Below are 26,726 nucleotides of genomic sequence, written 5' to 3' on the forward strand. Positions count from 1 at the left end.
AGGAATCAAGAAATACATTACGGCCTTTCCGCTACGGCTTGCGGCCGGTCTTGACTTGTCCGAATTAAGCTGTATGTTAATCTCCATACAATCAGGGATGGGAACTCATTGATAGCATAACCAACGGAAACAAGTATCACCACCGGTTATCGGTATTCTCTTACACGTGAACATCGATATGGTCGCGTAACGTACCTGCCTGTTTCCAATGGAAGGAGATGCCGATGCAAACAGTTGAAAGTGGTAAATTCGTGAGTGTGACCTACACCGGAACCCTGGATGACGGCCAGGTGTTCGATTCCTGTGGAACCAGCAACCCCCTCGAGTTTCAGACCGGGTCCGGCCAGCTGATCCAGGGGTTCGAGGATGCCGTTCAGGGCATGGCCCTGAACGAAAAGAAAAAATTCACCATCCAACCGGAAGACGCCTACGGTCTTCGGGACGAAAATCACGTACACGAATTCCCCAGGTTGGAACTGCCGGATGGCGTGGACCCCAAAGTGGGTGAAACGGTCACCTTTTCCACCCCCGAGGGCCATCAGCTACCCGCCCGGCTGGTGAAAATGGACGATGCCAACCTGACCTTCGACCTCAATCACCCGCTTGCCGGGGAGACGCTTACCTTCGAAATCGAAGTGGTGGGCATCAGCGACACCCCCAGCCAGACCCAGGCTTGCGGGGCCGGATGTGACTGCAGTTCGGGGTGCAGCTGCTGAGTCGGCGATGATTTTTACGGACACGGGCCGGCTGACGGATTTTTTCCACGTTCTCGGAAGCAACCATTTCCCCACGCACTTGCTTCGCGGGCCAAAGCCGGTGCTCTTCGAAGCGGGGATCTCCTGCCTGGGACCGCTTTACGTGCAGGAGGTTGGGAAGATGCTGGGAAAAAGCCGGCCGCGGATTCTTTTTCTCACCCACATGCATTTCGACCATTGCGGCGCCGCCGGATTTTTTCAGCAGGCATGGCCCGGGTTAAAAATCGCGGCCTCCCGCTCCGCCGCCGATATCATCGGCCGGACGAACGCCCGGCATACGATTGCACGCCTCAACGAGGCAACGCTGGGCTGGATGGAAAAAGAGGAACCCGGGATTCCCTCGAGGGTGCCCTTTCAACCATTTGCCGTGGACATGATCCTCGCGGACGGGGATTGCATCGACCTTCCGGGCGGGTTGACGGTACAGGTGTTCGAAACACCGGGGCACACCTGGGATTCGCTCAGTTTTTACATTCCCGAAAAAAAGCTGCTGGTGGCCGGCGAAGCCATGGGCTGCGTGTCCCCCACGGGTTTTTTCTCGACGGAGTTTCTGGTGGACTTCGATCATTATATCCAATCCATCGAACGCCTCGCCGCGCTGGATGTGGATATTCTGTGTCAGTGCCACCATCAGGTCTTTACCGGAAAAGACGCCAGAACGGCTATCGGGCGTTCCATTCCCTCCGCGATGGCGTTCAGGCAGCGCGTAGAAGCCCTTTTAAACGAAGAGCACGGCCGGGTGGAAAAGGTGGTGGAACGGGTCAAGGCCGAAGAGTACGATCAGCGCCCCGACCCCAAACAGCCCGAACAGGCCTATCTGCTGAATATTCACGCCAGGGTGAAATGTCTTGCCGCATATCTGTCACGGCCGATCCAATTTTCTCACGAAGACAACATCCGCCAACCCATACCAGGAGCAAGAAAATGAAAAAAATGTTTTTCGTCATACCGGCGCTTTTGATGCTGTTCGCTGTTCCCGCCATGGCCCAGGAGCCGTTCGAAAGGGATGTCATCCAGACATCCGGAGGTAATCTTGACATAACCTTCATCGGTCACGGAACCCTGATGATGACCTATCAGGGAATGGTGATCCACGTAGACCCGTTCAGCCGCCTGGCCGATTATGCCGCCCTGCCCAAGGCGGACATTATATTTCTCACCCACGACCACCGGGACCATCTGGATGAAGCCGCCCTGAAACACGTGCGCACCAAAGACAGCGTCATGGTTTTTACCGCCCGCTGCCGGGAAATGCTGAAGACCGACGGGATCGTCATGCAGAACGGCGATGTCAGAGTGGTGAACGGCATCAAGGTCGAAGCGGTCCCGGCCTACAACCTCGTGCACAAGCGGGAGAACGGCCAGCCGTTTCATCCCAAGGGGGTGGGGAACGGTTACGTGCTGACCTTTGGCGAAACGCGGTTGTACATTGCCGGTGACACGGAAAACATCCCGGAAATGAAGACCCTGGAGCAGATCGACTACGCCTTTTTGCCCATGAATCTGCCCTACACCATGACCCCCGAAATGGTTGCCGACGCGGCCATGGGCTTCAAGCCGAAGGTGCTTTACCCTTATCACTACGGGGAAACAGACCCCCAGAGGCTGGTTACCCTGCTCCGGGACGACCGGAGCATAGAGGTCCGCGTGCGAAAAATGAGATAACTTGTGGACGCAACGATTGTCATACTGATCATTTCCGGTTGCGTGCTCCTGGCCGCGCTGACCCTCCTGCGCCGTCGCCGTGAAAAAGCGCCCCAGGACATGTGGCCCCAACGTGAAGACCCGCTGCGCCGCATTGCCGCCCTCAAGGCCCAGCACCCCTCGGCAACGGATCAGCAGGCCTGCGACCTGATCGAAAAAAAATTGAGCCGCATCAACCGCACCTTTTCCCTGAAAACGTCCATTGCCCCCAAAAAGGTCTACGCCATGGCGGCCGACCTCACCCGGGACATTGCCGCCATCTATTACCCGGACACCGCAAATCCGGTTTTAAGCGCCTCTCTGGCAGACCTTTTGAAGCTGGACGAGCGGATCGTCAGCCGGCTCACCACCAAAATCCAGGAGTTCCCCCTGAAAGCGGTCAAGGACGTCAGCATCGAGAAAATCCTGGCCGGCAAGGCCTTCTATGACTCGAAAGTGAAAAACAAGCTGGAATGGATCAAAAAGTACAAAACCCTATACTCCCTGGGCAACCACGCCTGGTTGGCCTACAACGCCATAAACCCCTGGTACTGGGGCCGTAGGCTGGCCTACACCTCGACTCGCGAGATTACCTTCCGCTACCTGCTGACCTGGATCGTCACCATTGTGGGCGAGGAAGCCATGGCCGTGTACGGCCGGCGGGAAATCAACACCCGCGACGCTGTTTTTGAAAGGGATCTAGCCTTTGCCATGGTGGACCTGGCACGCACGCCCCCGGACACTTCGGCAAAAGCCTATGCAACGGTGATGGACCACGTGCTGAACCACGCCCACCTCAACGACGCGGTGCGGGTCGATGTGCTCCGCGCCCTGGTTGCGAAAAGGCCTCCCGGCGAATGCCGCGTCGAAGGAACCTACACCATGGGGCAAACCCGCAGGTTTCTGGCGGCCCTCAAAAAGGTGGCCACGGCCGATGGAAACCCGCCGCCGGAGATGCAGGCCAGGTTGGATGCCGTTGCCGCGGCTCTTGCAAAACCGCGTGAGAATGATGCCGTTTAGCGCCCTTGGCCGTCCCTGGCATTTTCAAGGCGGCAACAAAGGCATCTTTGGGCTAGAGCATTTGCCATATATATGTTTCCTTTCAAGATCGGATTGGAAGGTGGCGGGATTAGGGCATACGGAACGTTTATCTGACAAGCACTATAGCGAGTGTAACGCAACAAACACAACGAATACAATAAACGCAACTAACGCAATGAACACAATAACTCATGATATTGTCCACCACTAAAGGAGAATGTATGCCTACCCTGTTCGATCCCGTGCAACTGGGGGAATTGTCTTTACCCAACCGTATCGTCATGTCGCCGCTGACCCGTTGTCGGGCCGGCAGGGGCAGGGTACCCAATGCGCTGATGTCCGAATACTACACCCAGCGGTCCAGCGCGGGTATGATCATCAGTGAGGCCACATCGGTTACGCCCATGGGGGTGGGATACCCCGACACGCCCGGCATCTGGTCGGATGAACAGACCGGGGGCTGGAAACAGGTTACCCGCGCCGTGCATGCCGTCGGGGGCCGGATTCTCCTGCAGTTGTGGCACGTGGGCCGCATTTCCGATCCGAGCTATCTCGACGGCGAAATGCCGGTGGCTCCCAGCGCCATTGCCGCAAAAGGGCACGTCAGCCTGCTGCGGCCCAAGAGAGCCTACCCCGCGCCCCGTGCCCTGGAAACCAGGGAGATCCCCGGCATCGTCGCCGCCTATCGACGGGGAGCCGAAAACGCCCTGAAAGCCGGTTTCGACGGCGTCGAGATACACGGCGCCAACGGCTACCTGCTGGACCAGTTCCTGCAGAGCACGACCAATCGACGCACGGATGATTACGGTGGGAGCATCGAAAACCGTGCACGTCTGCTTTTGGAAGTAACCGATGCGGCCGTGTCCGTATGGGGTCCCGGTCGTGTAGGCGTACACCTGGCCCCCCGGTGCGACGCCCACGACATGGGCGACGACAACCCGCCGGCAACCTTCGGCCATGTCGCCGGGGAACTGGGCAAACGCGGTATAGCCTTCATCTTCACCCGTGAGCACTTCAAGGCTCCTGCCCTGACGCCTGCGTTGAAAAAGGCCTTCGGCGGCAGCCTCATCGCCAACGAACAGTTCACCCGGGAAAGTGCCACCCGCTTGCTGCATGAAGGCACAGCCGATGCCGTGGCTTTCGGCAAAGCCTACATCGCCAACCCGGATCTCCCTGAGCGTTTTCAAAAGCGGGCGCGCTTGAACGCACCCGACACTAGCACTTTCTATGGCGGCGGTCCCAATGGATACACCGACTACCCGACGCTGGAAGCCTGAAGGCTGCCGCAGCGGCCATAAAAAACCGAGGCCGGCGGGTGTCCCTGTTCCATGGAGACGGCTTGATCATGGAAAGAGGTGAAGCATCCCCTTGCTCTTGCCTAAGGTGAACGTCTTGATCAGTTTTCCTGCCTGACCATGTCCAGGATCTCGCGTATCGCTTCCTTCGAGGAAGCGGGTCCGTAGAGTTCTCCCCAGCCTTTCTGAAACTGAAACAACCCATCGTAGGCGGTGTCGTGGAAGGATCTGATTCTGTGGGGGATCCCCCTTTCTTTCAGAATTGCCTCCACGAGCTGAGCCTCGAGGATGCTTTCCAGGGCCGCGATGCGAATGTAGGTTTCCATGCTTTTTCCTTCCCGGTTGGCCCGGCTGTCGCCGTCAGCCTCGCGAGGTGGTTATTGCAAGTCTTGAAATCGGGCTTACATTAATATCAAAGCCGAACGTCGGCAAGCAGAAAAGCCGCGGCGGCAGAATCCATTGCCGGGGGAGACGGCGGCGCCCGGGACTAAAGGGGGACGATATGAAACCACCAACCAAAATGACCCGCCGGACATTCATGGCGGCGGCCGGCGGAAGCATGGTCGCCATCGGGCTGCCGGGCGTGTTCGTCAAGCTGACGGCCGCCGACAATCGGGCCCTGGCCGCAGAACTGAGGCCGGATGGACGTCCGCGAATTCCGCCCGGCCAGCATGCCGTGAAAGCCCTGTCCGACATGGGCGGCGTGCCGGGCGCCGGCCGGACGCCGGAGTGGCGCCTCGTCATTACGGGTGCGGTGAAGAAGCCGACGACCCTGACCTTTGCGGACCTGTTGAAACTGCCGCAGGCTTCGCAAACGTGCGACGTGCACTGCGTTACCGGATGGACGCTGCTGGATTCCCGATGGCAGGGGGTTTCCCTGCAAACCATCATGGAAGCGGCCAACGTCGACAGGCAAGCCGGTTATGTCGTTTTCGAGGCTCCCGGCGACTACTCCAGCAGCATTCCCATTGCCGACGTTCACAAGGGCAACGTCCTGCTGGCCCACGGGTTTTCAGGCCAACCGCTGCCCCCGGCCCACGGCGCGCCTTTGCGGGCCCTCGTGCCTGACCGCTATTTCTACAAAAGCGTCAAGTGGGTCCGGCGCATCAAATTCACCATCGAGGACGAACCCGGGTACTACGAAACCCGGGGGTACAGCAACAGTGCCGATCCGTGGAAAGAGGAACGGTTTGACGACGGCTAAGTAGTCACCTTCGGCTAAAGTCGAGGGCTTGTGGGACCCAGGAGGAGTTATGGCATTTTACATCGTGCAGCACGGTCTGAGTATGCCCAAGGATCAGGACCCGGAGCAGGGTCTTGCGCCCGAGGGCATCGAGGAGGTTAAACGCATCGCCGGGGTTGCCCGGAATTACGGTGTCGAGGTGGAACGAATCCTGCACAGCACCAAAAAGCGGGCCCGGCAAACCGCAGAACTCATAGCCGCCGTGCTCGAACCGCCCTCCGGCATCGAGGAGATCGCCGGCATCAAGCCCATGGACGACGTGGCCGCTTTTGCCGCCGGGGTCGATTTTTCGGCCAATACCATGGTGGTGGGCCACCTGCCCTTCCTGGAACGCCTGGCGTCCTTCCTGATCACCGGGCGTTTGGAGCCCGTGGTTTTCAAACTGCAGAACGGCGGCATCCTGTGCCTCGATCGGTTCGCCCACATGGAAGCCCCCGCCGCCAAGTGGGCCCTGATGCCCGCGGTAACCTGATACCGGGATGCACCTCTAGGGGCGTTCCCCGGCCAGGGCACACCCCAGGGCCTCCCGGTTGGTTTCGCGGACGGTCGCGATAACCGCCTCGGCCAATTTGTCCCCGATGGCATATTCTTCGTCCACCACGGCATCGGCCCCGGCCTCCTTCAGGCTCTGGCTGGCCACGTGGTAACGGCTGCGGACCACGATTCTAGATTCCGGCAAGAAGGTTCTTAAATTGTGGATGATCTCCCTGGCCGACCTGGGATCCGGCACGGTCACGGCCACCAGACAGGCGCCCTGGATGCCGATGTGGTTGATGACATCGCTGTTGGTGGCATCCGCCATTTGCACCGCAAGCCCCCTGTTGCGCGCCAGAGCGGCGGTTCGGGGGTTCAGTTCGACCACCTTCGGTGAGATGCAATCTTCCAGCAACACATCCGCCACCCTCTGGCCGGCGGGGCCGAAGCCGATGATGAAAATGTCGGGGGCCGCATCCGCCTCTTGATCTTTGACGATGCCCGGAACGCTGAAGGTGGGACGATGCTTCAGAATCGACATGGCCTTTTCTGAAAGAGGCAGGGCATACGCGGCCATGTAGGGCGCCAGGAACATGGACAGGATGGTGACGGTGACAATCATGTCGAAATTGTCCCGGGTCAACGAACCGCCCCGAAAAGCCACCGTGGCCAGGACAAATGAAAATTCCCCGATCTGGGCCAGGGTGATGCCGGTTGCCAGCGAAAACAGGCGCCCCATGCGAAACCCCATGCAAATGACAAAAATGATTGCCGTCTTCAGGGCAAACACGACCGCGAGCCAGAACAGCGCCTGGGCCACATGCGCCAAAAGCCAGGACGGGTTGGCCAGCATGCCGATGGAAGTAAAGAAAAGGGTGACGAAAAGGACACGCAACGAACCGATGTCGGAACGGATTTGAGTGGCAAATGGAGATTCGGCCAGGAGCATGCCGGCGATAAAAGCCCCCAGCGCCGGGGACAGACCGACGGCATGGGCCGCCCAGGCCGAGCCGACGGCCGCGGCAATGGCCATGAGAACCACCAGTTCACGGTTGGCAAAAAGGTTTCCCGTCATGAGAACCCTGGGAATGAACAGGTAAAACAGCAGGAAAAAGACCACGGCCAGCCCCCCCGCGGCGGCCACTGTTTTGGCGATGTGAGCGGCGACGTGCCCCAGTCCACCGCCCGTCCCCAGTATGGACACTAAAAGCACCAGCGGCACCACGGCCATGTCCTGGGTCAACAAAACGGCCAGGGCGTTGCGGCCGTGGACGGAATCGATGGCCATGCGGTCCACCAGCACCCGCAACACGATGGCGGTGGAACTCAAGGCGATGATGGCTCCCATGGCCAGGGCCTGCGGCAGGGGGCCGAGCAGCACGAAAATAAGGGTGAACACGCCCAGGGTCGCTGCGATCTGGAGCATGCCGATGAAAAAGGCCCGGGCGCCCATGCGTTTGATGCGGCCGAAGGAAAACTCGAGCCCGATGGAAAACAGCAGCAGAGCCACACCCAGTTCGGCTACTTGCTGCACCGCGGCCTTGTTGAACAGAATGGGCCCCAGGACCGCCCCGGAGAGCAGGTAACCGACGATGGCACTCTGTTTGAGGCGCTGGGCAACGACCCCGAACAGGAAAGCCACGCCCAACAGCAAAACGATCTCCATGATCAGATTCCAAATGTCCATGCACCGCATCCTTTCTGAAGTTATTGATGATATGGTGCTTTGAAAAATAAACCGCCACCTTCCGCTCCAGTTGTGAAACGGAACAGCTATATGGCAAATGCGCTACGTGTTGCACCTACCGCGTTCGGAACTAGCGTGGTTGACAGAAAAACGTCCTGAAAATATCAGGGACGGCCTCTATTTCGAGTTTCAATCGGAACATACTTATGGCAATGGGTATATATACCGGACAACGTCCATCCCAAGGTTGCAACGTTGGGGGTCACCGTTGACCGTCGGATGTCATCCATAACATCATTCAAAAAGGAGGACAACATGCTCATCCTCAGTGAAAAGACCGGGGCGATAACCACCATCATCATCAATCGCCCCGAGGTGAAAAATGCCGTGGACAGGGATACGTCCCGGGCTCTGGCCGACGCCTTTCGGGACTTCGAAAGCGATCAAAAAGCCCGCGTGGCCGTGCTGACCGGAGCGGGCGGCACCTTCTGCGCCGGAGCGGATTTGAAGGGGTTGACCGAGGGCCGCATCCCCCGTCTGGCGCCCGACGGTGACGGCCCCATGGGGCCCAGCCGCATGCGTCTTTCCAAGCCGGTCATCGCCGCCGTGGCCGGATATGCCGTGGCCGGCGGACTCGAACTGGCCCTGCTTTGTGATCTGCGCGTCATGGAAGCGGATGCCGTTTTCGGCGTTTTCTGCCGGCGCTGGGGCGTTCCCCTCATCGATGGCGGAACGGTCCGTCTCCCGCGACTGATCGGCATGTCCCGGGCCATGGACCTGATTCTCACCGGACGACCGGTTGAAGCGCAGGAAGCCATGGCCATGGGGCTGGCCAACCGGGTGGTTCCCAGGGGCAAGGCCAGGGAAGCGGCCGAAGCGCTGGCTGCGAAAATCGCCGCCTTTCCCTGGAACTGTGTGCTTTCCGACCGGCGTTCGGCCTACGAAGGTGCCTCCCTGCCATTTGACCAGGCCATGGCCCGCGAATTCGAACTGGGCATGGGCACCGTGGAATCCGGCGAAACGCTCAAGGGGGCCTCGCGTTTTGCCGGCGGCGAAGGCAGGCACGGATCGTTCGAATAGTAGATATTATTATTTTCGGTTTAGCGCTGGGTTAGCTTCCATCCTCATCCGAAGAGGCACCGTCCTCCCCCGGGACTTTTTCGACCGATTCCGGTTTCAGCGAGCGGACATCGGGGAGAACATCCCTGAAGGCCAGGCCGTAAATGTCCCAGATGGTAATGAACAGCGCCGCGATGATGGGGCCGATGATGATGCCGGGGACCCCGAACATGAAGATACCGCCCATGGTGCTGAAAAAAATCATCAGCTCGTGCATCTGGGTGTCCCTGCCCACCAGGGCCGGCCGCAGGATGTTGTCCAAACTACCCACCACGATGGCGCAAAACAGCGCCAGACCCGCCGCCTTGTAAACCGCACCGCTGGCGGCCAGAATGATCGCCGCGGGAATCCAGATCAGGGCGGTTCCTATGCCGGGAATGATCGACAGCACGGTCATGATCGTACCCCAAAACAGGGCACTGGGAATCCCCACCACCGCAAAGGCGATGCCGGACAGCCCCCCCTGCAGGATGCCTATGACCGCCGTTCCCTTGAGGGTCGCCCGGGAAACAGAGGTGAACTTTTCCAGAATGCGGCGCTCGTCTTGGTCTTCCAGTGGCAGGTAGTAGAGAATCCTGTAAAGCAGTTTGTCGCCGTCCATGAGCAGAAAAAACATGGCGTACAGCAGCACAAAAAGCATGAACACAAAATTGACGGTCCCGAAAGTAAAGGCGGACAGATGATTGATAAAAAAGCTGCTGATCCGGCCGACGGCCTCACCGGCCTTTTTGAGGATCACCTCGCGGTGCGCCATCACGTTTTCCGCATAGGGAAGGCCCTGCAGCCTGGCTACCAGGGCATCGGGTTCGGTCATCTGCTTTTCGATCCAGGGCTTTACGCTGCCGCCAACCTTGATCGCCTGGTTGGTGACGATGCCGAACAGGCCGACCAGAGGCAGCAAAATCACCAACAAAATAACGAGAATGGTCACCCCGGAAGCCGGGGCGCGCCTGCCGCCAAACCCTTTGGTGATGCGGCTGTAAAGGGGGTGGGCCAGGGCCGCGAAGATCCCGGCAAGAAAAACGGCCATCAGGAAACTGCGGATCATGGCAAAAAACAGCGCCGAGATGAACACCACCAGCATCAGCAAAACGATTTTGCTGACCGTATCCTTTTTCATTGCTTCCCCCGGTTTGAGATTCCTTTGACGTGGTTCAGCCGTATTTCTTCCTCAACTGTTCACGTTCTTCCCGGCTCAGTGAATTCAGGTAGGACTTCCACCCCGGACACCAGCCGATGTGCCATTTCCATATGCGCCCCAGGAGGGAACGGGGTGCGCCGTCGTATTTCGCCCGGAGTTTACATTTTTCACAGTTGCTCACGGTGCTTCCCCTACATTTTTTGCGTCCACTTGCCGCTTTCGTCCTGGATCCACTCCCCCTTGTCGGCCTTTTCCGCGATCTGCTTGGCCCGGCGCTGCCCAACGACAAGGGCGCTGGAACCGGTTTTCTTGGCGATCGCTTTGTAGACGGCCTGTCGGTCCTTGTTCTCCTCCGCGACGACATCCGCCTTTTCCTGAACGCTACCGACAAATTCGAGCAATCCCTGGTTGTTCTCGCCGACAATTCCCTTTTGTTTGAGTTCGATAATCGCGGGCAGCCTTGCAGCCATGCGGGCCTTGATTTCCCTGGCCCCGCCCCAGGCCGCGGTTGCGACGATGCCCACAACCGCTGCCAGAATCAACATCTGGATAAGGATATGCTTGCGCTTCATGTTGTCATCTCCTGTCTGGCTGTAATTATTCATCCACCTGGGTTTCCGCCGCCTCTTCGTCCAGGTCGCTGAAAAAGTCATCCAGCTCCTTGTCGATCTTGATGTTAAGGTCGATGGTGATGTGAATGGGCTCCACCTTGATGGGCGCCACCTCCACCTTGCTCTCGGATTTGATTTCGTGCCGGGTGCACCCATAGCCCCCTATCAATAGAATCACACCAACTATCGCCAGACCTCGCCGAATCATTTTTTTCTCCTCACCTCAATAGTTCCAGAAGGTTCCTGTACGCCAAAAGATCGTTCAAGGGCACCTTGAAATTGACATCCAGGGAGATTCCCTGGAATTCCGAACCCCGGCTGTCCGCCCCCACCCGTGCGAATCCGCCGAAGGTTTCATCGTACTCGAACGGCAAAATCCTACCGGGTTTTCCATTGAATTGCAAGCGCATGCGCAGGGTCTCTTTCTCGCTCACCAGTCTGAGCTTGGCCCATTCGTAGTCGAAATCCTTGAGCGCTTCGCGGGCCAGATCCACCTGAAAATACTGCCGTGTTCCCTTGGGAATGCCCGCCATCAGGGCGTCGGTGCCGTGCAGGCTGATTCTGCCGCCGTCGCCGGGTGTGGAATACAAAAAACCGTCCTGAAAATGGATGCGCCCCCGCTCGATCGATACCGGGATGCTGCCGTTCACCGTACCGTCGCCCCTGGCATCGGCGACGGCCAGCTGTTCCAGGATGGCGGCCAGGTTCAGGCGGTCGCAGTCCAGGCGCAAATCATATGCGTCGATGCCCGGTGTAATGCGCATGGGCTGCAGGCGAATCTGGCCCCCGCACCATCCCAAGCGGCCCTTTTCCACAAAAAGGGTCCGGTGGGGCTCCATTTGAAAATGGAAGCGGCCGTTTTCGATGTTGAAGTTTCCCATCGTGGCCCGGTCGAATGTCAGGACCTGGCTGGGTCCGGTGGTCACGTGCGGTAAATCCGGAAAGCACACCTCCGTATTCAGGTTCTCCACGGCCAGATCCCTGTCGGGGATGCGGATGGCGGCCCCGTCCATCCCGGCGCAGGCGGATGCATGCATTCCTTCGGCGGCGTAGGCGCCTTCGAACTCACCGTGCAGAGCGCCTTTTACATGGATGCCGGCCGCGCCTTCCACAAAACGCCCCAGATCGATTTCCGCTGCGGTCGCCGGCCGCGACAGGGAGGCCGACGCCTGGGCCCGGAGGGGCCCGCCGGCCGGAAACCGCAGCCCGGCGGAAAAATCCAGCGACAGCTCCGGCAGCTGCTTATTGAGATGATGCCCCTCGATAACGAGGCCCTCGCGCTGTTGCCCCACGGTCATGCCGAGGGATCCCATGTCGAGATGCTTCCACTGCATGCGGGCCACGGAAATCAATCCTTTGGTGGCGGCCCTTTGAACCGGCCACTCCCAGGGTATCCGTGCCGTGATGCCTGACAGTATGACCGAAAACGCCGGCGCCGCCAGGCTGGATTCCGCCAGGTCCACACATCCTGTGAAGATCGGCGCCGATCCCTTGCGGCCGTGCATCTCCGCCCGGCCGCGAATTTCCGGGATGACGACCCGCACCGTTGAAGCCGTTCCAGCCTCCCCTGCGACGGCATCGATGCCGGATACCTGGATATTGACGGATGCGTCGGGCGACAACAACCCGCCGGGGTTTTGGGCGGCGACCTCACCTTTCAGCACCAGCTTGCCGGCCCTGACGGTTCCCCCGGCGACGCCGGCCGCAATCCCGCTCACCGACAGGGCACCGGTGCCCCTTACACGACCCCCGGTTCCCCGCACGCGCACCTGGTACGACGGAACACCGGTATCTACCCTGACATTTCCCCAGGTCAGTGCCAGGGGCGTGGGGGTACGGGCACCGGCCGCCGGAATATCGGAAACGGCAAGGCGCCAGTCACCGCCGGCCGCATAGCGCCCGGAGATAGCGGTGGTCAGAAGCAGCTCTTTATTGGGTAAAACGGAATGCCCGGCCGACCGGGTGGATGCGGGCAGCCGCGTAACGGCCTGCAGGGACATATCCGCAACATGGGGCTGCACGACAACGTCGCCGCTCAGGCTTTCCACGATGAAGGCTACCGGCGACGGCACTGTCAGGTTGCCGGCCTTTATATCGAACCGATCGTCGTCGGTTTGCTGCACATTCACGTACAGGGCTTTGTCCGCCTGCCCCGCAGCCGCGGCGGCAGCAAAATCGATGCCCTTTAAATGCACATTCAGGTCGTCTGACGCCAGGCTGAAAACGAGTCCTTCCACCGCCAGAGGATCCAGTCGTACGGTCGCACCAGCCCGGATATCGACCATCCCGGCAGCCTTCAGGTCCGGAGCAAGGGCATGGGTAACAGCCCCGGCCAGGGTCGCCATTTTCTGCAGGGAAAGCGACTGCCCTCTCAGGGAGACGTCCCCCCGGGCATCTTCAAGGCGCCACCGGGCCGAAACCATCACCTTTTCGCCGCAGGGGCGGAGGGTCAGCATGGCGTCCACCCTCCCGGCGGGTTCGAGCCTGGCCGTCAGGTCGAAGGGGATTTGCCACTTTCGGCCGCGCCACTCGAGATTCAAGGTTGCATGGCCGAGCCTGATGTTTCGCAGATCGACGGTCGGTGCGGTCGATGCTGCCGACGATTCCAACGGCAAACGCTCCGATGACGCCGGCGCTTTGGCGAATTCGATGCCTCTGACGGCGACGCCGTTATCGTCGATCGACACGTTCAGGCTCAACCCGCTGATGGTGATGCCATCGATACGTTTTTTGTACAGGCCCCACGGGGTGTAGTCCACGTGGATCGCATCCACGACCAGCCCGGCTTCATCATCGCGGCCGATGACCACCGCTCCGGCATCGAAGCCCGTCAGCCCGATGTGGTGGATGCATCCCTGGCGCCAGCCGATGCCGTTCTTCAGGGCCAGCTCCGGCAGGATCCTGTTCTCCAGCAAGCCGGGCAGAAGCAGCCACAGGCCCGCCAGCCCCAAAAACAGGATGAAGCCGGTGACGAAGAGTGTTAAGGATATCTTCCTGAAAGTCATATCGGTGTTTTAGAGTGGTTACCAGAAAAACGTTCCGAATGGCGTGCCTGGCCGTCCCTGATATTTTCAAGGCGGCATAATATTACCATTCTGCATGGCTGTCCGGGTGCCCCGCCGGATTGATGATGGTTCCATTCTATTATGAAATCCTTCCCTTTACAATCCGCGCATGTCGTTTCTTTCACGACGACATGCGCGGATTTTAGAAGGCTTCATTCAACATGACGTAGGGGAAAAAACCGTAGCGGCTGATGCCGATGTCCAGGCGGACGTTGATTTTCTCCGTTTTGTTGAGAGTGAAACGCAAACCCGCGCCCCCGGCAACCTTGGGATCGAAATCCTCCATGGTGGCCGCGTCCGGAAACGCGTCCCCAACGGCACCGAACACGGCCCCACCCCAACGCCCATTGGCAAAAAAATTGATTGGGAAACGGTACTCCGCCCTGATGGCCGCCGCGTTTTTATCCTTGAAAACATTTTCGTAAAGCCCGCGCATCGGGGGGGTGGGATATTCATAGAAAGGCACCTCACCACTGGTCAGGACCATGGATGCCTGCAGGGCCAAAACACCGTCCTCGAACACAGGGCGGTAGTGTCTGAAATCCAAAGCGTAGCAGTCGTAATCGAACTCACTGCCCATCCATTCCCGATAGATCCATGCCCAGACCTTGTACCAGCTCCCCTCCGAAGGAAAAAACAGGTTGTCGCGGGTGTCCCATTCGACCACCGGCCCGACACCCGATTGGATTCCACCCCGGGTGCCGACAAGGTCACCCCGATCGATCACGCCGCCGGATTTCTCATCTGCAATGCGGGTGTTTTTCCAATCGAGGGTCACGCCCGCACGGAGACCACCGATAACCGTATGAGTTAACCAGGGCTGCACCGTGATATACTCGTCGGTGTAGGTTTCCTCCAGGTCATCGATCTGATCCGGCCCAATTCCCGATCCATTCCCGATGCCGAAAAAGCTGGTGGGCCAATTCAGGTAGGCCACGTTCATGAAAAGCCTGCCGCGCTGTTCATTGAAATATTTCTCCGGGGCCAGCCTCAAGAAAAACTGGTTCTCGAGGGTGTAGGCCGCCATCAGCTGCAGGTTGTCCGGCCGCGATTCGACCCGCTCGTCTCCATCCCTCAAGGTGAACACGGCACCACCACCCAGGGCCAGGCTGGTTTCGGGGGTATAATAAATCACCGGAAAGGGGGTAACACCCAGGCCGCTTGTGTGCGCTTCGCCGGAGGCACCTGCGGAACCGGCTTCCACCACGGTTTTTCCGGTGGCAGCGGTATCGTCGGCGTCGGTTGTTTCCAATGCTTCTTCCGCACCGGCAGCCAACGACAGACACAGCAACAGACAGATAAGTATCAGAAGATGTATAGGTAATTTGGTTGGTACGATCATAAGCATCAAAAAACAAAATTCCCTGAATTTTTTTCAAAGAAAAAATTCAGGGAATTTTGTTTTTTACATACCGAGGTAGGCCTTTTTGACCTCTTCGTCGACCATCAGGTTTTGACTGGTGTCGGACAGAATGATCTTGCCGTTCTCCATCACATATCCCCTGTGCGCCACTTTCAGCGCCAGGTTGGCATTCTGTTCCACCAGAAAAATGGTGGTGTTGTTTTCCGTGTTGATCTTTTCGATGATTTCAAAAATCTGTTTGACCACCAGGGGCGCCAGCCCCAGGGATGGTTCATCGAGCAGCATCAGGCGCGGTCTGGCCATCAGCGCCCGGCCCACGGCCAGCATCTGCTGCTCGCCGCCGCTGAGCGTGCCGCCGGCCTGGCCGCGCCTTTGAGCGAGAATCGGAAACAGCTCGAAGATGTATTCCATGTCCCTCTTGATCTCGGCGGTGTCGGTTCTCAGGAAAGCGCCCATGTCGAGGTTTTCGCTGACCGTCAGGTAGGGAAAAATGCGGCGCCCTTCCGGTACCTGGCAGATGCCCAGCGCGACGATCTCGTTGGGCGACAACCCGCCGATGGGCTGCCCCATGAAAAGGATCTCCCCGCTGCGTGGTGGCACGACACCGGATATGGACATGAGGGTGGTGGTTTTACCGGCGCCGTTGGCGCCGATCAGGGTGATGATCTCTCCTTCGGATATCTTTATATCGACCCCTTTCAGGGCCTGGATATTACCGTAATACGTTCTGATGTCCCTGACTTCAAGCATCCACGTCTTCTCCCAGATAGGCCTTGATAACGTCTGGGTTGCTCTTGATCTCTTTGGGCGTACCCTCGGCTATTTTTTTACCATAGTCCACCACGTAGATCATATCGGACAGGCTCATCACCAGCTTCATGTCATGTTCGATCAGCAGAATGGATATCTTTTCCCGGTCGCGAATCTGGATGATGAGATCGTCCAGCTCCCTGGTTTCCCTGGCGTTCATACCGGCGGCGGGTTCGTCCAGCAGCAGGATGAAGGGCTCGGTGGCCATGGCCCGTGCAATCTCGAGGCGCCGCTGGGCGCCGTAGGGCAGGTTCTTGGCATACTCGTTCACGTATTGCTCCAGCCCGATTTTCTCGAGCATCGCGTAGCTGTCCACCAACACCTGCTCCTCTTCCTTCCGGGTTCTCGGGTTGCGGAAGATCGCCCCGGGAATACCGGCATGCATGCGGCAGTGGCGCCCGATCATGACGTTTTCCAGCACGGTCATGTTCTGGAAGAGCCGGATGTTCTGAAAGGTGCGTGCCAGGCCCTGTTCGGTCACATGATTGGGTTTGAGCCCGTTGAGTTTCTTCTTTTTTTTGCCTTTCGGAGCGATCAGCATCTCACCCCTGGTGGGTTTGTAGATGCCGGTAATGCAGTTGAAAAAGGTGGTCTTGCCGGCGCCGTTGGGGCCGATCAGGGCGACGATCTGGTTCTCCTGCACCTCGAGATCCAGGCTGTCCAGGGCGCGCAGGCCCCCGAAATCCTTGGTCAGCTCTTTTACTTGGAGAATCGGTTCCATGCTATGTTTGCCTGTTTTTCTCGAACTTATAGGTTCGGCGGACGTTGCTGATAATGCCCTCGGGCCTGAACACCATCATGATCACCAGAATGGCGCCGAACATCAGCATGCGGTATTCGGAAAAGGCCCGCAGGTATTCCGGCAGCAGGATCAGAACCATGGCGCCGCAGATCACACCCAGGATGGAGCCCATGCCGCCCAGCACCACGATGCAGAGGATGATGATCGACTCCCAGATGGTGAAACTGGCCGGGTTGATGAAGGTCGTTTTGGCGGCGAACATGACCCCCCCCAGGCCGGCCCACGTGGCTCCCAGGCCGAAGGCGCTCAGCTTGGTTTTCCACTTGTCGATACCCATGGCCTGGCAGGCCACCTCGTCCTCGCGCAGGGCTATCCAGGCCCTGCCCAGTCGCGAGTCCTGCAGGCGCCGCACCACGAAGATGGTGAATATGGCCATACCCACCATCAGGAAATAGATGTAAATGATGTTCTGCTGCAGGGACAGCTCCATACCGAAGAACCCGGGCCGGGGGATGTTGGCGATACCGCTGGGACCGTATGAAAACTCGTTCCAGTTCTCCATGATCAGGCGGATGATTTCGCCGAACCCCAGGGTCACGATGGCCAGGTAGTCGCCGCGCAGCCGCAATACCGGAAACCCCAGAACGACGCCGAAAATGCCTGCGAACAACGCGCCGATGGGCAGCACCGTCCAGAACCCCAGGCCGAAGTGCAGGTTTAAAAGCGCGTAGGTGTAGGCGCCCACCAGGTAGAAGGCCACGTACCCCAGGTCAAGGAGGCCGGCCAGGCCGACCACGATGTTGAGGCCCAATCCCACCACCACGTAGATCAGGGCCGTGGTCATGATGTTGGTCTGGTACATGGAGAACGCGAAGGGGAAGATCACCACGAAAATGGCAAGGGCTGCCAGCGCCGGCAGATAGATTTTCCTGTTTTGCGTGATGCGCTGAACCATCGACTGCCGGTCTTCGCCGATATCGGCTTTCTTGACGCCGGCCTCCTTGCGCCTGATGAAAAACCGCCACACAAACGAGAGCACAAACGTGCCCCCCCCCACCATGAGGATGCGCCACCAGCGCCACTCGATGGTTTTTTCAATGGTGTTCACCTTGATGACCATGATGGGAAAGGTCAAAAACATGAACCACAGGGAAACCAGCAACGATTTCTTTATCTCACTAAGACTAAACATCGCTCACAACATAACTAATGCGTATAGCGGCCAAGCCGCGTTCCGTAACATCGCGAAGCGAGGTTACACTTTGTCCGTGTCACTCCTCCCCAGGATACCCGCCGGCCGGAAAATCAGGGTGAAGACCAGGAAGAGAAAGGCGAAAACATCCTCGTAGTCGCTGGAAATGTACCCGGTGAAGAAGCTCTCCGACATGCCCAGAACGATGCTCCCCAGAACCGCGCCCGGCATGCTGCCGATACCGCCTAAAACCGCGGCCACGAAAGCCTTGATGCCGGCGATGAACCCGATGTAATAGTTGATCTGCCCGGTGTGGGATGCGATCAGGACGCCGCCCAGGGCCGCCGTTCCCGAACCGACGATGAAGGTGAAGGAGATCACCCTGTTGATGTCGATGCCCACCAGCATGGCCATGTCCCGGTCCTGGGCCGTGGCCCGCATGGCCTTCCCGATGCGGGTGAACTTGATCAGGAAGGTCAGAAGGACCATGACGACGGCCGTGGTGATGTAGATGACGATCTCGGTGGAACGGACGATGTGTTCGACGGGTTCCAAAAATTTGAAGTCGGGGATCAGGGCCGGAAAGGGCAGAAAATTGGATGTCTGGGCCAGGAGCACGTAGTACTGCAGAAACATGGACATGCCGATGGCGCTGATCAACGCCGAAAGCCGGGGCGCCCTGCGCAGGGGCTTGTAGGCCATTTTCTCGATGGTCCAACCGTAAGAGGCGGAATAGATCACCGCAATCACCGAGGATAGAATCAGAATGACAATCGGATTCCACCCGAGCATGGAAAGGATGCCGGCCACGATCAGGGCGGTGAAGGCGCCGATCATGTAAATTTCGCCATGGGCGAAATTGATCAGCTCGATGATGCCGTAGACCATGGTGTAGCCCAGGGCGATCAGGGCGTAGATGCTGCCCCGCGTCAATCCCCCCAGAAAGAGTTCTGCAAAATATTCCATGCGTCAACCTAAAAAAAGATCGTTCCACATGCCCGGCCGCCACGGGCACGGCATGCGGATGGCTGGGTCAGAAAAAGTCAGGGGCCAGGCCCCCATCGGCCTGTCCCCCGACTGTTTCGCAATGGGCTTGACTACTTCAATTCGACATAGGCGCCGTTCTGTACGCGGTACATGGCAAAGCCCACGCCGATGGCATCCCCTTTTTCGTCAAACTTGATCTTTCCTAAGGGGGTGTCGACGTACTGGGTCTTGAGGGCTTTGGAAATGGCGTCGTAATCCGTGGAGCCCGCATTTTCGATGCCGTGGAGCAGGGCCAGGGCCGCGGCATAGCCGTTCAGGAAAAAAGCACCGGGATCTTCCCCGTAGGCGGCCTTGTGCTCCTCGTTGGCGGCGATGGCCATGGGGTTGGAGGACACATCCATGGGACCGGTGGCGTAAACGCCCTCGGCATACCTGCCGGCGACCTTGATGAACGTATCGTCCTTGACCCCGTCATCGGAAATGAACGGAATCTTCATCTTTTTCTTGCGCATCTGGGAAACGATCTTGGAAGCTTCAGGATGGTACCCGCCGAAAATAAGCGCATCCGCGCCGCTGCGCTTGATTTTCTGGACCACGGCGGAGTAGTCCATGGCGCCGACGGTGATGCCCTCGTAGAAAACAACCTCAGACCGGGGATCTTCTTCGATAAATTTTTTGGCGAATTCGGCCAGGCCCTTGCCGTAGTCGCCCTTGTCGTGCAGCACGGCGATCTTTTTGACGCCCAGAATATCGAGGGCGAAATCCACCTCCAGTTTGGCCTGGGCATCGTCGGATGCGATGGTGCGGTAGAAGTTGGGGTAGTCGCCGCTCTGGGTCAACGCCGGGTTGGTGGCCGAAGGGGACATGGCGATGATGTTGGATGCCTTGTAAATCCCCAGGGCGGCTTTGGTGGCCCCGCTGCAGATGTGGCCCAGGACGACGGTGACGCCCTCGCCCACCAGTTTGGTGGCGGTGTTGGTGGCTACCTCGGGCTTGCATTGATCGTCCTCGACAACCAGTTCCACCTGTTTGCCCAGAACGCCGCCCTTGGCGTTGATATCCTTCACAACCAGTTCGGCGGCTTTGACGGTGGGGATGCCGTAGGAAGCCAGGTCCCCGCTGAGCACGCTGCCAACCCCCAGTTTGATGGTGTCCGCAGCAAGACCGAGACCGGACAGGCTGAGCGTGAGAAAAAGGGTCGCAACCGCAACGATCAATATTTTTCCGCAATTTCTTTTCATCATTAAAATCCTCCTATACGCGTTTGGTGATAATAAGTCTCCGGCAAACCAATACTTAATAGACCCATGACGGTTCCGAGTCAAGCCAAAACCTGGTTGCCGCGCCCTCATGGGCCGATTTCTCTTAAAACCGTTGCAACTTAGCTGTTGCTGTTTGGCAGTGGGCATTATAAACAGTATTCAGATCGAAAAGCAACATCCACATATCAGGAGACGCTGAAAAATTGAAAAAAATCGGATTGGTTGTCAAACCGGATGTGGTCGTGCGTAAACGGGCGGACATTTTTGCCGCCTGGCTTGCAGAAAGATCAGTCGAGGTGGTCCGCAGGGATCTCCCTTCACCCGGCCTCGAGAAAACCGGCGAGCCCCGCCCCTCTGCCCCGTCGGACTTAAGCTGCGTGTTCGTCCTCGGCGGTGACGGGACCTTCCTGAGCGCCGTGCGCTGGATCGGCGCCAACCGCATCCCTGTATTGGGCGTTAAATTCGGCGAAGTCGGATTTCTGGCGGACACCACCGAGAGTAACCTGACCCGGGCGGCCGAAGCCGTGCTGGCAGAAACGTTCACCACGCTGCCGCGCATGCGGCTGCTGGTCAGGGTCCTGCGGGAGGAAAACGAAATCACCCGGCAGACGATTCTCAACGATGCGGTCATCAACCGGGGGGCCCTGGCCCGCCTGGCCCACGTCAAGACGTACATCGACGACCAGTTCCTCACCGAATACCGGGCCGACGGCCTGATCATCTCCACCCCCACGGGTTCGACGGCATATTCCCTTGCCGCCGGCGGTCCGGTGGTGCACCCGGCGGTGGACAGCATCTTGCTGGCCCCCATCTGCCCGTTTACCCTGACCAACCGGCCGTTGATCGTACCCGATGATGTGTGCATCAGGCTCAAACTGGCCAAGGGGGCCTCGGACATCCTGCTGACCTTCGACGGTCAAGCCGGCATCGAAATCGACGAACGCGACACCATCATCGTCCGCAAGGACGACCAGCCCGTGCACATGATCATCCTGCCGGAACACACCTATTACGATGTGCTCAAGACCAAGCTCAGGTGGTCGGGGGGAAGGGTTTGAGAATCCAGAAGTCAGAGGTCGGATGCCTGAAGCATGGGGCAGGAGCGATTCAACCATATTCGACGTTGGATGTTCGATGTTCATTTTTCAATAGAGTGAAGACAGGCGACTCAAAATCGAAAAAATGACAACTAATGGTTAATTGCTGACCGCACGCTCCTCCAATATATCATCACGCCAACACGCCATACCCCCAGCACTCCAATACCCCAATACGCCGTTACGCCAGTACCCCGACACACGGATTTGCGGCCAACTCCACGTCCCCTGACCTGACCGGGATGACCAGGCGTACCTGATGGAATAAACACGGCGTAGCCGTTGTCTAAAAGAAAACCGTGGGGATTTTTAACGATTTTAAAAATTCCCACGGTTTTCTTTTAGCGTAAATGGGTCTCGGTGTTGCCCACCACCGGCGGTGGCGGCAGCTTGGAGCGAATGAGAATATTTTTCTTGAGCGCCTGAATGATCATGTTCACATTATCGAGCTCCTCTCTGGCATCGTAAATGCCCTGAACCGCCGAACCGGTCAGCTCGGGAATGTCCCGGCTTCCCTTTTCGGCGTTCTCTATGATGCGTTGAATCTTGGGCATGTTGGCCTGAAACGCTTCGAGCAGGCTGCGAATAAGCCCTATACTCTCGGCGACCTCCTCCCTGACAGATTCCAGTTGGGCCAGGTTTTCCTGCAGTATGTCCATGGTGGCGGGCGTTTTCGCGCTGGCGACGGCAAGCTGATCCAGAATGACGTCCACCTTGTCGAGTCCGCCCAGCGCTGCATCCATCAGTTCGGAAGAATACAGCATGCGCCCGGCGGTCCCCTCCCCGGCCTGGACATGGCCGGCAATCTTCGCGGCATGCTGCGCGGTTTTGTTTAAATTTTCGATGGCCTGCAGGAAGGGGCCTTCGGGATCGTTGATGGTGTCCATGAAAACGGAAAAACGCTGAACGGCTACCACCAGGTCTTTGGCGGTTTTCTCCACCTCCAGCTCTTCGATATAGTCGCCGATGCTTTTCCTGGCCACCGAGGTCAACTCGCCACCGGGCGGTACCAGGGGGCTGTCAACCGATCCGGGCAGGATCGCGATGTACTCCGAGCCGATAAAAGTGGGGCTTTCCACCTTGGCCACCACGTCGGTTCGAATGCGGGACGCGTAAAGATCGAGGATAGCCAGGCGTATCCGGACGTGATTATCGACGAGACTGACCGCTTTTACCTTGCCGATGTCGGTTTCAAGGTATTTGACGGCCGCACCGGGTTTCAGGTTGTAGCTTGCGTTAAAGGACGTATAATAGGTGTTGTATTTTCGAAACCAGTTTTTACCGCGGCCCAGAAGGACGACCGTGGACAACAGCAGCACCAGAATGCTCAGCATGAAGATGCCGACCACCCGTTCCATGACGCTGTATTTAAACCTGGTATGCATGTCCCCCTTCGCTCAACCGCCCCATGCGTAGCACTAAGGCCCGATTGGATACACTGTCAATAAAATTCTTGTCGTCCGAGGTGAACACCACGGGCACCCCCCGATCCATCGCACCGCGTAACAGCCAATCATACAGGAAAAACCGCGTATATCCCAGGTAATTTTCCGGATTTTCCATCAAAAGCAGGCTGCTGGCCTTGACGATTTCACGGATCACGATGGCGGCACGCAGGTCGGCCTGGTCCATGTCCTGCGGACGCCGGTCCATCTTGTCGGCAATGGAAAAATGGCGGCACAGTTCGAAGGTTTCATCCTCGACCCTCGCGGACAGGTCGTTGGCGCCATAGCTGCGCATCAGGGTCAGGTTTTCCCTGAGGGACCGATTGCTGATCAGGGCCGAACGGGTCGTGATGAAGCCGATGCTTTTTTTCAGCGGAAGCAGGGTGATGGGGTTCGAAAAATCCAAAAGCCTCCCCTCGAAAAAATACGCGCCTTCGACGGGTGTGTCCAGGGTGGTAAGCGCCCTGAACAGCAGGTGCACGGCATGCGTGCTGTCGGCATCCAGCCAGCAAACATCACCCGTGGAGATGGCAAGGCTGAATCTGTCCAGCGCCCCCTCCTCCGAAACAGGCAAAAGGTAATCCTTGAGTTCGATGCGTATCATGGCCTCACTACAGATAAAACAGCGCTGAAATCAAAACATTGAGCACCAGGCAAAAGAAAAAACACTCAACCGCGGCCCTGGAGGCTGCCACCGGGACCTCGGTGATGTGCTTGCGCACATTCAAGCCGTGGTAGGTGCTCGTCGCCGTAATGGTTATACCGAAACAAACGGCCTTGAACAGCCCCACGGCAATGCCGGAAACGGTAATGGCACCGGCGATCTGCCGTAAAAAATCGGCCACCGGCAGATGGGTGATCGTCCACACCACCCCATACCCGCCGATAATGGCCACGATGTCGAATACCACGAAAAGGCACAGGATTGCCATGGTAATGCCGATCAAACGGGGTATGCACACAAACCAGACAACGTCGATCCCCAACATCTCCAGGGCATCGATCTCGTGGAGAACCTGCATGTATCCCGTCTCGATGGTGACCGCGGTGGCCGACCGCAGAATGATCAACAGGGCCGTTATGGCGGGTCCCAGTTCCCTGACGATCAGGATCACGGCAATGCTCCCCAAATCGTATTGAGCGGACAGCTTGCTGAACTGAATGATGATGGCGCTTCCGATGATCAACGCAACAGGGATAATGATGCTCAACGCCTGAACGGCGGTGAAGTAAATCTGCTCCAATGCGACTCGCCGGACCAGCGTACGGCCTTCCCTGGGCCTCCTGAACAGCATGAGCAGGAGTGTGGATGCAAAGGTGAGCAGGGTCGTAACGTGGTCGAAGGAACGTATGGTTCTGCGGCCGATGAGTCTTGTTATTGACATCGAAAAATTCTTACACTATATTACACAAAAAGGTCAACAAAATTAGATAAATATAATATCGTCGCCTGCCCTGCGGCGCAAGCGCCGCAAACCGGTGACATGCAATAAAGGCGCCTGACAATACCGTGCCGGCTGCCATGGACAGGGACAACCGGCACCGTTTATTTTTTAAAGAAAAACCGGTTTTGGAATGATTTTCGGCCAAAGGCTTATGGTAATCACCATTCCCGTGAAACGCCGGAGCAGAAAACGACATCGGGTAAGAGCCAACCGTGCACACGGCTGGGCGCTGAAAATATGCGTTTACTCGGCGGCGCTTGCGCTGTTCGGCTGGGCCCTGAACGGTCAGAGTATGGCGACCGGCCTAGCGGATGTCGTCGAAAGCGGCCCCCACGGCACCATCAACTGGACTCTCGGTGTGCTCAGCACCAGCGGCGTTGCGACCCCCCCGGAAAAAAGCGAAGCCAAAAGTGCGGAAGAGCTTCAGGAAGCGCAAAAAAATGCCATCAGCCTTGCACGCCGGCACATGATGGCTCTCGTTCTCAAAACCAGGGTCGATTCTGAGCGCTCGATTGAAAGCCTCGTCGCCAATAATGACTTGATGATGACCAAGGTGGAAACGCTGGTGAAGGGAGTCAAAGCGACCGGGCAGACGTATCTATCGGACGGAACCGTCGAAATCACCATGCAGATGAACATGTACGGAGGCTTCGCCCAACTGGTTCTGCCGGAAGAAATCAGACAGATAGAACCCATCAAAACGGTAGCCAATGGCCATAAAACCGCCAAAGGCACGCTTCAGCCTTCCGACCCAAAACCTGAGAAGGAAATCTTTACCGGGCTCGTTGTCGACGCCCGCGGGATTCAGTTTTCCCCGGCCATGGCACCCGTCATCGTCGATGAAAAAGCCAGGGAGGTTTACGGCTCGGCCTTTGCCAGCCGCGAGTTCGCCGTGCAGCAGGGAATGTGCGGCTATACCCGGGACATGCAGATGGCCGGACAGGATCCCAGGGTGGCGGGGAAGCCGCTGGTCGTCAAGGGCCTGGGGACGGAAAAAGGCCGGCAGGCAACCATCGTTATCAGCAATGCCGACGCCTCGAAAATTAAAAGCGCCTCGGAGCATCTTTCCTTTTTAAAACGATGCCGCGTGGTGATTGTCGTCGATTAGGAGAAAACATGAGACCAAGACTGATAAGCATTATCTGTATTGCAGGCTTGTTGCTGACCGTCATCGCCTGTGGTCCGGACAGTATATTTTTAAAATACGGCTTGGACACGCCGGCACACCATACGGACAACGGCTACCGGTTTCTGGATAACAAAAAATATGACGCCGCCTTTGGCGAGTTCAACCGGGCCATCGAACTCGACCCCAACTACTCACCGGCCTACGTCGGATTGGGATTGGCCTACGGTTTTCGCGGCAGCCCGGAAAAAGCCGTGGCAACCATGCAAAAGGCCCGGGAACTGGCCCGGGACGAGGAGCAGCGCAAGCTTGTCGATGACGGGTTCGAAAAGCTGAAACAAATGGGCATTGCCAACTAAATGAGGCTCTTCCGAAAGACGCGTACTTATGCATCCACCCCCGCCTGAAAACGGCCTTTGAATGGTTACCGATAAGGATCCGAGGGGCCGAAGATTCAAGTAGCCGAGGGTAAAACCATAGAGATCAGAGGCCGGAGGTCAGATATCAGAAGTCAGAAGCCAGAGGTCGAATGCCTGAAGCATGGAGAAAGGGCAATTGAACCACCCCGGTCAAGCACTGGATCACTCGACCCCTTGAGCCCTCGGCCCCTGGACCCTTCTTAAAATGACGGGTTCCGGTTTGTAGCTGCCGGAATTGACCTGGTCCCAGAAGGTCTTCTCATCCTCCATCCAGCGGGAGCCGAATTTTTTGTTGAAGACGCCTCCCAGGCGCTGAAACATACGTTTCAGGCCGGTGCTGTAGCCGACGGTCAACACGTCTTCCAGAAAATCAGTGATATCCGCCATCGACTCTTTGGGGATGTAGGCGCGGGCGCCCATTTCAATGGAACGCTTGAGATCATCGATGGAAAATGCATGGGCGGTCAGCATCACGGTGGGAAAACCCAGGTGCACGGAAGCGTTGAGAAGGTCGTATCCGCGTACCCCCATGATGTCCAGAATAACGGCATCGTAGGTCCAGGACCTGAGTAAATGAAAGCCGGTTTCGTAATCGGATGCACGATCGAAGATGAGATCGTCATAGTCTTCGAGCAGGTCTGCCAGCGACTCGAGGATGTCGGGCTCGTCGTCCACCGCCAGTATGCGTTTGCCGTTCAGGATGCTTTCGGTCATGGCACTCATC

At 57.9% G+C, this 26,726-nt stretch carries 28 protein-coding genes; 11 read left to right on the plus strand and 17 right to left on the minus strand.

The window, feature by feature from the left end; genetic code table 11:
• Positions 1–224: 224 nt before the first annotated feature.
• The 5 genes from LJE94_10365 (at position 225) to LJE94_10385 (ending at position 4,756) form a co-directional block, all read left to right on the plus strand.
• Positions 225–716, plus strand: coding sequence for a peptidylprolyl isomerase (locus LJE94_10365; GenBank protein ID MCG6910510.1), 492 nt, complete (start codon positions 225–227; stop codon positions 714–716).
• Positions 688–1,683, plus strand: coding sequence for an MBL fold metallo-hydrolase (locus LJE94_10370; GenBank protein MCG6910511.1), 996 nt, complete (start codon positions 688–690; stop codon positions 1,681–1,683). Before LJE94_10365 ends, LJE94_10370 begins: the two co-directional genes overlap by 29 nt.
• 5 nt (positions 1,684–1,688) lie before the next feature.
• Positions 1,689–2,420 (plus strand): MBL fold metallo-hydrolase, encoded by a 732-nt coding sequence (locus LJE94_10375; GenBank protein MCG6910512.1) that lies wholly within the window; start codon positions 1,689–1,691, stop codon positions 2,418–2,420.
• A 3-nt stretch (positions 2,421–2,423) separates the two neighbouring features.
• Positions 2,424–3,458 (plus strand): hypothetical protein, encoded by a 1,035-nt coding sequence (locus LJE94_10380; protein ID MCG6910513.1) that lies wholly within the window; start codon positions 2,424–2,426, stop codon positions 3,456–3,458.
• A gap of 242 nt (positions 3,459–3,700) precedes the next feature.
• Positions 3,701–4,756, plus strand: a complete 1,056-nt coding sequence (locus tag LJE94_10385) for an alkene reductase (GenBank protein MCG6910514.1) — start codon at positions 3,701–3,703, stop codon at positions 4,754–4,756.
• A 119-nt stretch (positions 4,757–4,875) separates the two neighbouring features.
• On the opposite strand, the gene LJE94_10390 is transcribed toward LJE94_10385, so the two are convergent.
• Entirely contained in the window at positions 4,876–5,100 is a 225-nt protein-coding gene (locus LJE94_10390) for a hypothetical protein (protein MCG6910515.1), read from the minus strand.
• A 176-nt stretch (positions 5,101–5,276) separates the two neighbouring features.
• Between LJE94_10390 and LJE94_10395 the strand changes: the two genes are divergently transcribed.
• Complete coding sequence (locus LJE94_10395; GenBank protein ID MCG6910516.1) at positions 5,277–5,978, plus strand: molybdopterin-dependent oxidoreductase; 702 nt, start codon at positions 5,277–5,279, stop codon at positions 5,976–5,978.
• 49 nt (positions 5,979–6,027) lie between these two features.
• On the plus strand, positions 6,028–6,489 hold the full coding sequence (sixA, locus tag LJE94_10400) for a phosphohistidine phosphatase SixA (protein ID MCG6910517.1): 462 nt from the start codon (positions 6,028–6,030) through the stop codon (positions 6,487–6,489).
• A gap of 15 nt (positions 6,490–6,504) precedes the next feature.
• On the opposite strand, the gene LJE94_10405 is transcribed toward sixA, so the two are convergent.
• Positions 6,505–8,178 carry a cation:proton antiporter gene (locus LJE94_10405; GenBank protein MCG6910518.1) on the minus strand — a complete coding sequence of 558 codons (1,674 nt, stop codon included), beginning with the start codon at positions 8,176–8,178 and terminating at the stop codon, positions 6,505–6,507.
• A 315-nt stretch (positions 8,179–8,493) separates the two neighbouring features.
• Between LJE94_10405 and LJE94_10410 the strand changes: the two genes are divergently transcribed.
• A complete protein-coding gene (locus LJE94_10410; GenBank protein ID MCG6910519.1) occupies positions 8,494–9,258 on the plus strand; it encodes a crotonase/enoyl-CoA hydratase family protein in 765 nt (254 codons plus the stop codon).
• A gap of 31 nt (positions 9,259–9,289) precedes the next feature.
• On the opposite strand, the gene LJE94_10415 is transcribed toward LJE94_10410, so the two are convergent.
• From LJE94_10415 to LJE94_10465, 11 genes are all read right to left on the minus strand, one after another.
• Positions 9,290–10,417: an AI-2E family transporter gene (locus LJE94_10415; GenBank protein ID MCG6910520.1), complete on the minus strand. Its 1,128-nt coding sequence runs from the start codon at positions 10,415–10,417 to the stop codon at positions 9,290–9,292.
• A 34-nt stretch (positions 10,418–10,451) separates the two neighbouring features.
• Complete coding sequence (locus tag LJE94_10420; protein MCG6910521.1) at positions 10,452–10,619, minus strand: hypothetical protein; 168 nt, start codon at positions 10,617–10,619, stop codon at positions 10,452–10,454.
• Between the two features lie 10 nt (positions 10,620–10,629).
• A complete protein-coding gene (locus LJE94_10425) occupies positions 10,630–11,010 on the minus strand; it encodes a YdbL family protein (GenBank protein ID MCG6910522.1) in 381 nt (126 codons plus the stop codon).
• Between the two features lie 25 nt (positions 11,011–11,035).
• Positions 11,036–11,257: a hypothetical protein gene (locus LJE94_10430; protein ID MCG6910523.1), complete on the minus strand. Its 222-nt coding sequence runs from the start codon at positions 11,255–11,257 to the stop codon at positions 11,036–11,038.
• Positions 11,258–11,267: 10 nt separating this feature from the next.
• Positions 11,268–14,054: a YdbH domain-containing protein gene (locus LJE94_10435; protein MCG6910524.1), complete on the minus strand. Its 2,787-nt coding sequence runs from the start codon at positions 14,052–14,054 to the stop codon at positions 11,268–11,270.
• A gap of 202 nt (positions 14,055–14,256) precedes the next feature.
• Positions 14,257–15,366 (minus strand): hypothetical protein, encoded by a 1,110-nt coding sequence (locus LJE94_10440; GenBank protein ID MCG6910525.1) that lies wholly within the window; start codon positions 15,364–15,366, stop codon positions 14,257–14,259.
• Positions 15,367–15,519: 153 nt separating this feature from the next.
• Entirely contained in the window at positions 15,520–16,227 is a 708-nt protein-coding gene (locus LJE94_10445) for an ABC transporter ATP-binding protein (GenBank protein MCG6910526.1), read from the minus strand.
• Positions 16,220–17,008 carry an ABC transporter ATP-binding protein gene (locus tag LJE94_10450; protein ID MCG6910527.1) on the minus strand — a complete coding sequence of 263 codons (789 nt, stop codon included), beginning with the start codon at positions 17,006–17,008 and terminating at the stop codon, positions 16,220–16,222. The genes LJE94_10445 and LJE94_10450 overlap by 8 nt, the downstream gene beginning before the upstream one ends.
• Position 17,009: 1 nt before the next feature.
• The gene (locus tag LJE94_10455; protein ID MCG6910528.1) at positions 17,010–18,221 is read right to left on the minus strand and encodes a branched-chain amino acid ABC transporter permease; all 1,212 of its coding nucleotides are present in this window, start codon (positions 18,219–18,221) and stop codon (positions 17,010–17,012) included.
• A 63-nt stretch (positions 18,222–18,284) separates the two neighbouring features.
• A complete protein-coding gene (locus LJE94_10460; protein MCG6910529.1) occupies positions 18,285–19,187 on the minus strand; it encodes a branched-chain amino acid ABC transporter permease LivH in 903 nt (300 codons plus the stop codon).
• A gap of 131 nt (positions 19,188–19,318) precedes the next feature.
• On the minus strand, positions 19,319–20,449 hold the full coding sequence (locus tag LJE94_10465) for a branched-chain amino acid ABC transporter substrate-binding protein (GenBank protein MCG6910530.1): 1,131 nt from the start codon (positions 20,447–20,449) through the stop codon (positions 19,319–19,321).
• Between the two features lie 224 nt (positions 20,450–20,673).
• Between LJE94_10465 and LJE94_10470 the strand changes: the two genes are divergently transcribed.
• Positions 20,674–21,528 carry an NAD(+)/NADH kinase gene (locus LJE94_10470; protein ID MCG6910531.1) on the plus strand — a complete coding sequence of 285 codons (855 nt, stop codon included), beginning with the start codon at positions 20,674–20,676 and terminating at the stop codon, positions 21,526–21,528.
• A gap of 380 nt (positions 21,529–21,908) precedes the next feature.
• Here LJE94_10470 and LJE94_10475 read toward each other — a convergent pair whose 3' ends face one another.
• From LJE94_10475 to LJE94_10485, 3 genes are read right to left on the minus strand one after another with little or no spacing between them, the layout of a single operon-like run.
• The gene (locus tag LJE94_10475; GenBank protein ID MCG6910532.1) at positions 21,909–22,952 is read right to left on the minus strand and encodes an MlaD family protein; all 1,044 of its coding nucleotides are present in this window, start codon (positions 22,950–22,952) and stop codon (positions 21,909–21,911) included.
• A complete protein-coding gene (locus LJE94_10480; GenBank protein ID MCG6910533.1) occupies positions 22,936–23,616 on the minus strand; it encodes a hypothetical protein in 681 nt (226 codons plus the stop codon). The genes LJE94_10475 and LJE94_10480 overlap by 17 nt, the downstream gene beginning before the upstream one ends.
• A gap of 7 nt (positions 23,617–23,623) precedes the next feature.
• Positions 23,624–24,397 carry an ABC transporter permease gene (locus LJE94_10485; GenBank protein ID MCG6910534.1) on the minus strand — a complete coding sequence of 258 codons (774 nt, stop codon included), beginning with the start codon at positions 24,395–24,397 and terminating at the stop codon, positions 23,624–23,626.
• Positions 24,398–24,608: 211 nt separating this feature from the next.
• On the opposite strand from LJE94_10485, the gene LJE94_10490 reads away from it, so the two are divergent.
• Positions 24,609–25,565 (plus strand): hypothetical protein, encoded by a 957-nt coding sequence (locus tag LJE94_10490; protein MCG6910535.1) that lies wholly within the window; start codon positions 24,609–24,611, stop codon positions 25,563–25,565.
• Positions 25,566–25,573: 8 nt separating this feature from the next.
• A complete protein-coding gene (locus tag LJE94_10495; protein MCG6910536.1) occupies positions 25,574–25,942 on the plus strand; it encodes a tetratricopeptide repeat protein in 369 nt (122 codons plus the stop codon).
• Between the two features lie 222 nt (positions 25,943–26,164).
• On the opposite strand, the gene LJE94_10500 is transcribed toward LJE94_10495, so the two are convergent.
• A complete protein-coding gene (locus LJE94_10500) occupies positions 26,165–26,716 on the minus strand; it encodes a response regulator (GenBank protein ID MCG6910537.1) in 552 nt (183 codons plus the stop codon).
• Between the last annotated feature and the right edge of the window lie 10 nt (positions 26,717–26,726).

This window comes from Deltaproteobacteria bacterium, from assembly GCA_022340465.1.
In the GTDB taxonomy this organism is placed as follows: domain Bacteria; phylum Desulfobacterota; class Desulfobacteria; order Desulfobacterales; family B30-G6; genus JAJDNW01.